The following is a 9,088-nucleotide window of genomic DNA, read 5'->3' as shown; positions in this document are numbered from 1 at the left end:
GCGATTCCTACCGGATGAAACACCGCACGAAAGCAGGTGAGCGCCCCTGATCTGAGCACCCCACCCCCGCCTGGGGGTGGGGACTTCCCGTTGGCCACCAGCGGGGACTTACGAATGGCCGTTGACAACACCCTGTGCGACTTCGTATGCGCGATCGGTCGTCGACTGGGCAAGCCAGTGTTTATGAGCGCCGAAGGTCAGTACGGATATCCACTGCTCGGGTTCGACCTGGCAGCCGACCGGGTGGTGCTGCTGGCAGACCCAATCGATCACGGATAGGTCAGCGAATTTCAGCAACAACTTCGTGAGGTGACTCGCACGGACTTCGGTTCATGCCCTACGGCGGACTTGCTCGGCCTGGATGGACTTGAGAACGGCATCGGACCGGATGAGTTGCCCGCTTCCGACAAGCCGAGACATCAGCGTGAGCGCGGACTGATGTACCTCTGCGGCTGGGTGCCGTGTTGCGTTCGATGCGCAGGCATCCTCGATGATCCACGGCGTGAACCCGCCCTCGAAGGCGTCGAGTGCCGTCTTAAGCACGCATCCATCGGTTGCGATACCGCATAGGTACAGGTCCGTGTAGGGGGCAAGAATCGCCCTACCTTGGTCGGTGAATGCCGTGTAGGTCGTCTTGTCGAGAACTGTTGAATTTTCACCCTCGGCCATTGTGGCTATTTCCTCGACGAGGTTCGTTTCGGGCGCTTGCATGAGGCCACGCCATCCGATGAGCCGGTCATACGGCGATCCCTCGTAGTTCCAGTAGCGGGTAAATATCACGTCACCCCCGGCGCTGAGCCATGCATCGGCCATCGCACGAATAGTTGGAACAACGTGGCGTGAGTGTTCATTCACGAATCCGTTTTGTACGTCTATGACCACGAGTGCGGATCGTGAACTCATTTCGCTCCCATTTCCCTAAGAGTGTCCATCGCATTTGATAGGTGTTCCGGTAGCGCGCTGGTCTGGACGATGGCCTCGCGCATCGCTCGATGCGCCCCGGACTCCTGTGGCCTCGGCGTCAACAGCTTGGAGCGTGCGGCCCGCAGGAAGCCACAGCCGTAGCCGGGCACAATCGTAGGGGTATCGCCTCGTTCGATGGACTCGCCGATGTAGGAGCAGTAGCTCCAAATAGCCTGCGCCTCAAGCTCAACGGCGACTAGATCGTCTTCGGCGAGGGCGCGGTGAGTGTCGAATGGGTGATACGAAACGCCAGACCAGGAGGCGAAGCCAAGCGATGCACCTTGCACGCCGAAAGCGCGCATATTGTCCGGATCGAAGCCTTCCGAGAGTAGGTCTCGCTCCGCGGCTCCGGCCGCGCCTTCACGCTCAAGCAGTACGCGAGGCGCACAAATGAGCTTGAGTGCGGAGTCGAGAATACGCCCCGACCACACCGGTGTGTGGACCCAATACAGGCTGAGGACATAGGAACTCGTGGCCGGACCCTCGATCAACTTGGAGACGATGTCCACCGCCCAGTCCATGTTGGCGTTGTATGACTCGTAGCGCCAGAATGCGAGGCTGGTGATGTCGGGGAATTCGAGCTCCTCGACGAGGTGGAGAATAACCGATCCATACCGCCACACGTAGAGGGTGCAAGCGTCGCTGATGCCAATCCGCGTAGGCTCCAAGTCGTTGTCGGCAAGTTGGCTGGCAAGTTCTGGTGCGACGCGCACTGAGATGAACTTGTGTGATCTGAGCCCGATTTCGCCGGAGCCATTCGGCGATACCGAGGAAGCGGCGAGCACGATGTCACCGGGCGGGGTCACGTTCGTCTCCCACGACGTGATCAGCCCTGGCGTGATCTCGCGCCCAACGAGCGTGGTGAGCATCCGTGCGAAGTCAACGCGATCCAACCCAGTTGCTGCACGAGCGACGGCTACTCGGTTACGTGCGAGCGCTCCGAAATCCGGTTTGTACTTCGATCGCGATCGAAGGTCAGTGATGTTCGCGTCCATGCGATTACACCACTCGTCGTTGCTCGCCGGCGTCGGCCGATGGTGCGTTGATGCCAAGGTTGGCGTATACATCCATCATTTGCGCCTCGAGCTGCGCGACTCGTTCGGCAAGTTCGGCGACTGGGTCGGCCGCTTCTGGTTCTGGACCTCGAACGAAAGTGCCGACCCCGTGATAGGTGTCGGTGAGCCCGTCGGCACGAAGGACTTCGAGCGCGCGGTCGATAGTTCCGAGCGCCGCGTCGTACTCCTCGACAAGTGCGGCTTTGGTAGGTAGCTGAGCGCCCGCCAGGTATGCCCCGGATTCGATCTTGGCTCGGATCTTCTCCGCAATGACCTGGTATTTCGGTCGGGATCGGTCGGTGTTCTCCATGGGTCAATCATAGGTGACTATGCATGACTCCCATAGATGAGCATGGATGACTGCTTGACTCAACTAGAGGTCCATGGTCAACTATATGAGTCAGGCGATGACCAACCTCACCAACGCACAGGAGCTGATTCCGATGGCACTCAAGGACATGTGGATCCCGACCGATTTCCGTTCCGTCTTCCCGAAGGGCGTGCTGCTGCTCGGCAACATCGAGGCCCAGACCGAGTTCAGTGAGGATCGCAACGCGCCGAAGCGTCAGTCGCTCGACTTCGACCGGGAGGGCAACGGTTCGGGTAAGCGGCTGTGGAAGGCCACGATCATGGACCGGGCAGGCGGCCGGGCGAACCAGACCGGTTTCGACATCACCTTCGTCGCTGACGTGATGCCGGTTCCCTCGGAGGACGAGGTCATGGAGGGCCTGCGTCCGATCGAGCTGGATGGGCTGATGCTCAAGCCTCGTGTGGTCGGCAACGGACAGTTCAAGTCGATCGGCTTCCTGATCCGTGCGACCGGGATCAAGGGCGACAACTCCGGTGCCAGGGTCAACAACCGCGCCGCAGACAAGGCCGCGTGATCGCCATGTCCTACATCCACATGAACTCCGGCGAGATCGCCACCGTCCAGGCCGACTACGTTCCGGCGACACCCCACGAGGTCATCCGCGTGGTCCCCGCCAGCGTGCGCCTGAGCCTGCGCGACAGCGACGGGGCACCGACCGCGACCGTGTTCCTGGACATGGACATCGTCCGCCAGCTGGCCGAGTCGCTGCCAGACCTGCTCATGACCCACGACGCCGAGGAGCAGTTCACCAAGGCGCAGGCCAAAGCCAAGGCTGAGGCGGCGTAGCGATGGACACGGCGGATCAGCAGTCCTCGGGAATGCGGTGGGCTCGCTGGTCCGCCGTCCTCGTCCTCATCGGTATCGGTGCTGCCGCGTTCGTGTTGTCGTTCGCGGCGTTGCAAGACCTCGCGATCATGGGCGGCACACCCCGCGGTTTGGCGTGGCTGTTCCCGGTAATCGTGGACGGCACCATCATCCAAGCCACCATGGCCGTGATCGCCCTGCCACCGAAATCGGCTGAACACAAATGGTTCTCCTGGATTCTGGTCGGCGGGGCAGCGGTATCGGTATCGAGCAACTCGGTACACGCATATCTGACCGGCCATAGCTGGGGCGGTGCCCTGTTGGCCGCGATTCCCCCGCTGGCCCTGCTGATCGACACACACGGTCTTGTCCTGCTTCGACGTGCGGCACAACGTGATTCGGCTCCCACGGTCGTGGTCGAGACCGCACCCACAACGACCGCTGACACCGACGCGCCGGACCTGGCGTCGATGGTCGCGGCCTCGACTCCCGTCCCGGCCCTCTCGCCGGTGCACACCTTCCACACTCCTCCGCGCACGGTTGCCCCGTTGCTGCCTGTCGCGGTCCCGATCCCTACAGGGGGCAACTGAAATGTCTGACACCTCGTTCATGTCCATCAAGGCTTCGACTTACGACAACACGCTGGAGGTGGAGTACCAGGGGTGCATCGGCATGGTCACCGTTGATGTGGGTCCGGGGGCCACGCTGTATCTGACCCCGGCCGATGCCGCTGTCGTGGCTGAGAAGCTGCTGGCCGCGCTCGATGTCTACGCCTCGACGTTGCGGGCGGTGGCGTGATGGTCACAACCATTGTCGCTCTCTCGACGGTCCTTGCCGCTGGTGTGCTGCTGTGGTGGCGTCACCTCGACGGCGTCATCTACCCCGGCCAGAAGGTCGACGCCCTCGACGGAGTGCCGGCGGATTTGCGTACCGCCGCGCTGATCCTGACCGATGCCCGCCAGTTGTCGTTGATGTGGCCGGTGCTGGGCCTCGGGTCCGAGGGGAACTGGCCGAACGTGTTGTCAGCGGAACTGATCGAGTCCGGCGCCATGATCGATGTCCAGATGGTCGGCGGGCAGAAGCTCACCGATTGGACCAACGCCGAGACCACCGACGCACTTGCCCAGTACCTCGGTGTGCCGAAAGTCCTTGTCTCCCAGACTTCGCCGGGCTTCCTGCGGGTGGAGCTGCGGACCTTCGACACTCTCGCCGCGTCGGTCACCGTGCCTGGTGTGGCCTCGACCGGGGTCGATCTGGAGGCCGTCGAAACCGGTATCCGGGAAGACGGTCGGCTGTGGCTGCTGCGCGTGCTCTACGCCCACATCCTCCTCGCCGGTGCGACCGGTTCGGGCAAAGGCTCGGTGCTGTGGTCGATCATCCGCGGCCTCGGCCCCGCGATCAAAGCTGGCTTCGTGGACATCTGGATGGCAGACCCCAAGGGCGGCATGGAATTCGGGCGCGGGGAGAAGCTGTGGGTTCGGTTCCAGTGGACCGCTGACGGCATCCTGGCCATGCTCACCGAAGCCGTCCAAGTGATGGAGAACCGGGCCTCGGCCTTGCGCTCGGCCGGTGTCCGCAAGCACGTCCCGACCACCGACGCCCCGCTGATCCTGATCATCATCGACGAAGCTGCCGCCCTGTCGGCGTACGCCAATCGTGAGCAGCGCACCGAGTTCGAACGACTCCTCGGCCTGCTCCTCTCGCAAGGTCGCGCAGTCGGCGTCTCGGTCATCGCCGCGCTGCAGGACCCGTCGAAAGAGACCATGCCGTTCCGGCAACTGTTCCCCGTCCGGATCGGGCTGCGCCTGGACGAGCCCACCCAGACCTCCATGGTCCACGGCCAGGGTTCCAAGGACCGTGGGGCGTTGTGCCACGAGATCCCCGACACCACACCCGGTGTCGGCTACGTCGGAGAAGACGGCACCACCGAGTTCGTTCGGGTCCGCGCGTACTGGATCGATGATGACCAGGCCGACGCGATCGTGGACGCCTACGCCCCTACTCCTGCGGTCACCTCGACCGGTACTGAGGACGATTTCGACCCGTCCACCTTCGATCCTGACTTCATCCCCGGTGAGGACGACGAGCAGGGGTGGGCGGCATGAAACGCGGCCTGATCACCGAATCCCACGTCGTCATCTACTGCGATACCTGCGGCGATGTCCTCACCGACGCCGATGGCGAATCGATCTGCTTCGACTCCACCAACCAAGCCGTCTCGTTCCTCGGCGTGAAGCTCGGCGGGTGGGCCTACGACGGCGACCGGATCACCTGCGACGCCTGCGCGGCCACCGCTGAATGCGAAACCAATGGGCATCGCTGGCCACCGACCTGGCAACAGGCGATCTGGCCCGCCTCCTCAGCCGAAGCCGCCTGCAACACCTGCGGCATCACCAAATCCGAACTCACCCAGGAGAACTGACCATGGCACGCAAGAACACCACCCGCACCGACAACGGTCTCGCTGACGTGATCGACTTCGCCGCCCGAAGCCGGTGCCGCTCGGAAGCCCGTGGCCTCGACCCGATCGCCGTGGCCGTGACGATGCTCGCCGAAACCGGTACCGCGCCGGCATGGAACGACTACGACGATTACGCCGGTTGGGATGACGCGGCATGAACAGCTCATCTCGTCCCCGCCTGCTGGACCTGTACTGCAAGGCCGGTGGCGCTTCCATGGGCTACCACCGCGCAGGCTTCGACGTGACCGGCGTCGACATCGAGCCGCAACCGCGCTACCCCTTCACCTTCCACCAGGGCGACGCGCTGGAATTCCTGACCGCTCACGGCCACGAGTTCGACGCTATCGCCGCGTCTCCGCCCTGCCACGACCACACCCCGCTGTCGTCTCGTGCCGGGATCAACGGCTCGGGATGGCTGCTCGGCGCGACCCTGGACCAACTCGCAGCACAGCCGGTGCCGTGGGTGGTCGAGAACGTGATGGGTGCGGATATGCGCGCTGATGCGGTGCTGTGTGGGTCGATGTTCGGGCTACGGACCTACCGCCACCGCAAATTCGCCATCGACACCCGTATCCCGTGGTTGCCCGCGGTGCCCTGGCATCCCGCCCATACCGCCCGGACCTCGACCAAGAAACGGCGCCGCGACTTCGACGCCGGCATGAACATCTCGATGACCGGCGACATCTCGGCCTGGCTCGGTCCGGCGTGCATGGGCATCGACTGGATGACTGGTTCCGAACTGGCCCAAGCGATCCCGCCCGCCTACACCCATCACCTCGGGCTGCACCTGCTCGACCACCTCGACAACACCGGTTTGGAGGCGGCATGAACACCGGCGAAACATCCAAACCTGTTCGCAGACAACCGAACCCGGTAGTGGCTGCTGCTGCCGCCAAAACTCGCAAGCGTCGCAAGAAGATCGTCACCTTGCCGACCGACCCCACACCGGGACAACTGCCGCTGTTCCCCACGTCCGACCTCGATCCGGAGACCAACCGATGAACACCACCACCACCACCACCGCGACGACCGCGCATGACCCGGCGGGCGAAGTCCTCGACGCCGTACTCACCGGCGCCGGTCGACTGCTGCTGTCGGTATTCACCCTGGCCTGGTGGGCGCTTCTGTTCCCGATGATCTCGGTCCCCGCCAGCATCGCTGTTGCTGCCGGTTGGTTCTTCGGTTGGCCGTTTGGGGTCGGGGCGGCTGGTGGGGCTGTCGCGGGGATGGTGCTGTGGCGAGTGGTGAGCCCGCAGACCTTCGAGCGCTGGTTCACCGGCCGTGTCCGGTCCCGGTTCCTGGCCTGGTTCCGCTACCGCCGTCGCTGGACCACCATGACCACCGCCTGTGGCCTGTCCACCCGTGACGGCGACCGGACGTTGATCCCGCGGCTTGTCTCCGTCGAGATCGGCGAATCCCTCGACACGGTCCGTGCCCGGATGTTGCCCGGTCACTGCCCTGACACCTGGACCCACCGCGCCGACCACTTCGCCCACGGCTTCGGTGCCCAAAAGGCCAAAGTCGCCCTCGTCGGTCCTGGCCTGGTCGAGATCACGTTCCGCCGCACCGACAGCTTGGCTGACCCGGTCGTGGTCCCGTTCGAATCGATGGCCGGATTCAAGACCATTCCGTCCACCCGCAAAGCCGCATGACCGACACCCACCACCGCGATCGAGGGAGGCCGCACCATGTCTGACAACGCCACCGGAACGGCCTCTCTCGGCCGTCCTGCCCGCCAAACCGCCGCCGACCGACGCGCGATGCCGGATCTGAAAGACATTGCCGCCAGCGCCGCCGACAAAGAAGACATCTGCACCCGACTCGTCCCCATGCAAGCCGTGGACCCGACAACCGGCACGGTCACCTACCTCGGCGCACCCTGCAAGGCCACCGACGCCAATAAGTGCCCCGCCTGCGCCAAAGCTGCTCGCTCCCTGCGGATGACACAACTCCGTGAAGGCTGGACCCTCGACGCCGAGCCGATCCCCGAGATCACCGAACCGACCGACGAACAACGCACACTCCTGGTCGACCGGGCACGGTACTTCAACGACTACCACGCTGCCCGCGACGGCGGAGACGATGAACTCGCCGAAGCAATCCGGGACCTGGTCGCCGAACTCGATGCCGACTTGCGAGAACTCGGTGTCCGTGGTCGTTTCCCTGCTCTCGACGAAAAGCCGCGCCGCAAAGCCAAGTCGACTCGTCGGCGCCAGGACGCTCCGGACCTCCCGAGGCTGAGAGTGGAGAAGACCACGGTCGGCAAGCTCTACGGCGGCAAGTACCGGCCTTCGACGTTCCTGACTCTGACGATGCCGTCATACGGGGCGATCAACCGGACCGGTGCCAAGACCAAGGACGGCAAGGTCTGCGGTGACGGCTCCCCGCGTGACCCCGAAACCTACGACTACTCCCGCGCCGCCCGCGACATCATCCACTTCGCCGCCCTGTTCGACCGCTGGGTGCAGAACCTGCGCCGTGCTGTGGGCTGGGATGTGCAGTACTTCGCGACGGTCGAACCGCAGAAGCGTGGTGCCCCGCACCTGCACATGGCGATTCGTGGGTCGATCTCGCGCAAGACTTTCGAACAGGTGACCGCGGCGACCTACCGCCAGATCTGGTGGCCCCACCATGATCGCGAGGTCTACCGCGACGACAAGATGCCCGCCTGGGACTACGACGCCGGCACTTTCGTCGACCCCCGCACCCGTCGACCCCTGACCGGCTGGAACGAAGCCCTCGACGTGATGGACACCGTCGATGAACTCGACCCCGCACACGTGATCCGCTTCGGCGCCCAGATCGACCCGCAGGCCGTTCTCGCCGGAACCGACAAGTGCGAGAACAAAGTCCGCTACCTCACCAAGTACCTGACGAAGTCGATTGCTGATGTCCTCGACACGGACTCCCGACGCACGGCCGTGCATTACGACCGGCTCCACGCGGAGTTGCAGCACACCCCGTGCTCGCCTCGCTGTGGTGTGTGGTTGCGCTACGGCATCGTCCCCAAGGGTGCGACAGACAAGACCGTCCCTGGTCGGTGCAAGGGCAAAGCGCACCGACGCGACACCCTCGGCTTGCCCGGTCGGCGGGTATTGGTGTCGAAGAAATGGACCGGCAAGACCCTGCCCGATCACAGGGCCGATCGCGTCGAATTTGTTCGGCAATCCCTGGCCGCTGCCGGGATCGTGAAGCCGGATACCTCCCACCTGCGGATCACTCCGGTTCGTCCTGGCGACAAAGACGCACCACCGATCGAGCACCTGATCATGAACGCGGTCGTTGCCCGGATCAACAACCGTGCGCAGTACACAACGGCCCGGCTCGTGCAGGCGGAGAGTCCACCCGGCGACCGGCAAGGTTCTCGTAACACCGTTGTGCCACAGCATATTTCGATCAATCAGCAATCGGCAGCGTAGGGGAGTGGTGTAGGGG

At 64.0% G+C, this 9,088-nt stretch carries 15 protein-coding genes; 12 read left to right on the top strand and 3 right to left on the bottom strand.

Going from position 1 to position 9,088, the window contains the following annotated elements; translation table 11 throughout:
* The first annotated feature begins 114 nt into the window (after positions 1 to 114).
* Positions 115 to 279 carry a hypothetical protein gene (locus IBJ82_RS26915; protein ID WP_194828796.1) on the top strand — a complete coding sequence of 55 codons (165 nt, stop codon included), beginning with the start codon at positions 115 to 117 and terminating at the stop codon, positions 277 to 279.
* 51 nt (positions 280 to 330) lie between these two features.
* Here the strand turns inward: IBJ82_RS26915 and IBJ82_RS26910 are convergent, their stop codons facing one another.
* From IBJ82_RS26910 to IBJ82_RS26900, 3 genes are read right to left on the bottom strand one after another with little or no spacing between them, the layout of a single operon-like run.
* On the bottom strand, positions 331 to 903 hold the full coding sequence (locus IBJ82_RS26910) for an isochorismatase family cysteine hydrolase (protein ID WP_194828758.1): 573 nt from the start codon (positions 901 to 903) through the stop codon (positions 331 to 333).
* Complete coding sequence (locus tag IBJ82_RS26905; RefSeq protein WP_194828757.1) at positions 900 to 1,958, bottom strand: hypothetical protein; 1,059 nt, start codon at positions 1,956 to 1,958, stop codon at positions 900 to 902. The genes IBJ82_RS26910 and IBJ82_RS26905 overlap by 4 nt, the downstream gene beginning before the upstream one ends.
* Before the next feature lie 4 nt (positions 1,959 to 1,962).
* Entirely contained in the window at positions 1,963 to 2,328 is a 366-nt protein-coding gene (locus tag IBJ82_RS26900; protein WP_194828756.1) for a winged helix-turn-helix domain-containing protein, read from the bottom strand.
* An 85-nt stretch (positions 2,329 to 2,413) separates the two neighbouring features.
* Between IBJ82_RS26900 and IBJ82_RS26895 the strand changes: the two genes are divergently transcribed.
* The 11 genes from IBJ82_RS26895 to IBJ82_RS26845 are packed head-to-tail and all read left to right on the top strand — an operon-like array spanning position 2,414 to position 9,072.
* Complete coding sequence (locus IBJ82_RS26895) at positions 2,414 to 2,902, top strand: hypothetical protein (RefSeq protein WP_194828755.1); 489 nt, start codon at positions 2,414 to 2,416, stop codon at positions 2,900 to 2,902.
* Positions 2,899 to 3,174, top strand: a complete 276-nt coding sequence (locus IBJ82_RS26890) for a hypothetical protein (RefSeq protein WP_194828754.1) — start codon at positions 2,899 to 2,901, stop codon at positions 3,172 to 3,174. The genes IBJ82_RS26895 and IBJ82_RS26890 overlap by 4 nt, the downstream gene beginning before the upstream one ends.
* 2 nt (positions 3,175 to 3,176) lie before the next feature.
* Positions 3,177 to 3,782 (top strand): DUF2637 domain-containing protein, encoded by a 606-nt coding sequence (locus IBJ82_RS26885; RefSeq protein ID WP_194828753.1) that lies wholly within the window; start codon positions 3,177 to 3,179, stop codon positions 3,780 to 3,782.
* 1 nt (position 3,783) lies between these two features.
* On the top strand, positions 3,784 to 3,990 hold the full coding sequence (locus IBJ82_RS26880) for a hypothetical protein (RefSeq protein ID WP_194828752.1): 207 nt from the start codon (positions 3,784 to 3,786) through the stop codon (positions 3,988 to 3,990).
* Positions 3,990 to 5,297: an FtsK/SpoIIIE domain-containing protein gene (locus IBJ82_RS26875; protein WP_194828751.1), complete on the top strand. Its 1,308-nt coding sequence runs from the start codon at positions 3,990 to 3,992 to the stop codon at positions 5,295 to 5,297. The genes IBJ82_RS26880 and IBJ82_RS26875 overlap by 1 nt, the downstream gene beginning before the upstream one ends.
* A complete protein-coding gene (locus IBJ82_RS26870) occupies positions 5,294 to 5,614 on the top strand; it encodes a hypothetical protein (protein WP_194828750.1) in 321 nt (106 codons plus the stop codon). The genes IBJ82_RS26875 and IBJ82_RS26870 overlap by 4 nt, the downstream gene beginning before the upstream one ends.
* Positions 5,615 to 5,616: 2 nt before the next feature.
* Positions 5,617 to 5,811: a hypothetical protein gene (locus IBJ82_RS26865; RefSeq protein WP_194828749.1), complete on the top strand. Its 195-nt coding sequence runs from the start codon at positions 5,617 to 5,619 to the stop codon at positions 5,809 to 5,811.
* Entirely contained in the window at positions 5,808 to 6,482 is a 675-nt protein-coding gene (locus IBJ82_RS26860) for a DNA cytosine methyltransferase (RefSeq protein WP_194828748.1), read from the top strand. Before IBJ82_RS26865 ends, IBJ82_RS26860 begins: the two co-directional genes overlap by 4 nt.
* Positions 6,479 to 6,655: a hypothetical protein gene (locus IBJ82_RS26855; RefSeq protein ID WP_194828747.1), complete on the top strand. Its 177-nt coding sequence runs from the start codon at positions 6,479 to 6,481 to the stop codon at positions 6,653 to 6,655. The genes IBJ82_RS26860 and IBJ82_RS26855 overlap by 4 nt, the downstream gene beginning before the upstream one ends.
* On the top strand, positions 6,652 to 7,305 hold the full coding sequence (locus IBJ82_RS26850; RefSeq protein WP_194828746.1) for a hypothetical protein: 654 nt from the start codon (positions 6,652 to 6,654) through the stop codon (positions 7,303 to 7,305). Before IBJ82_RS26855 ends, IBJ82_RS26850 begins: the two co-directional genes overlap by 4 nt.
* A 36-nt stretch (positions 7,306 to 7,341) precedes the next feature.
* On the top strand, positions 7,342 to 9,072 hold the full coding sequence (locus tag IBJ82_RS26845; protein ID WP_228537693.1) for a helitron helicase-like domain-containing protein: 1,731 nt from the start codon (positions 7,342 to 7,344) through the stop codon (positions 9,070 to 9,072).
* Positions 9,073 to 9,088: the final 16 nt, after the last annotated feature.

The sequence above is a fragment of the Nocardia sp. XZ_19_231 genome (assembly GCF_015355705.1).
GTDB lineage: Bacteria > Actinomycetota > Actinomycetes > Mycobacteriales > Mycobacteriaceae > Nocardia > Nocardia salmonicida.
The sequence above is the reverse complement of the archived record's forward strand: the minus strand, read 5'-3'. Positions and strand labels throughout refer to the sequence as shown.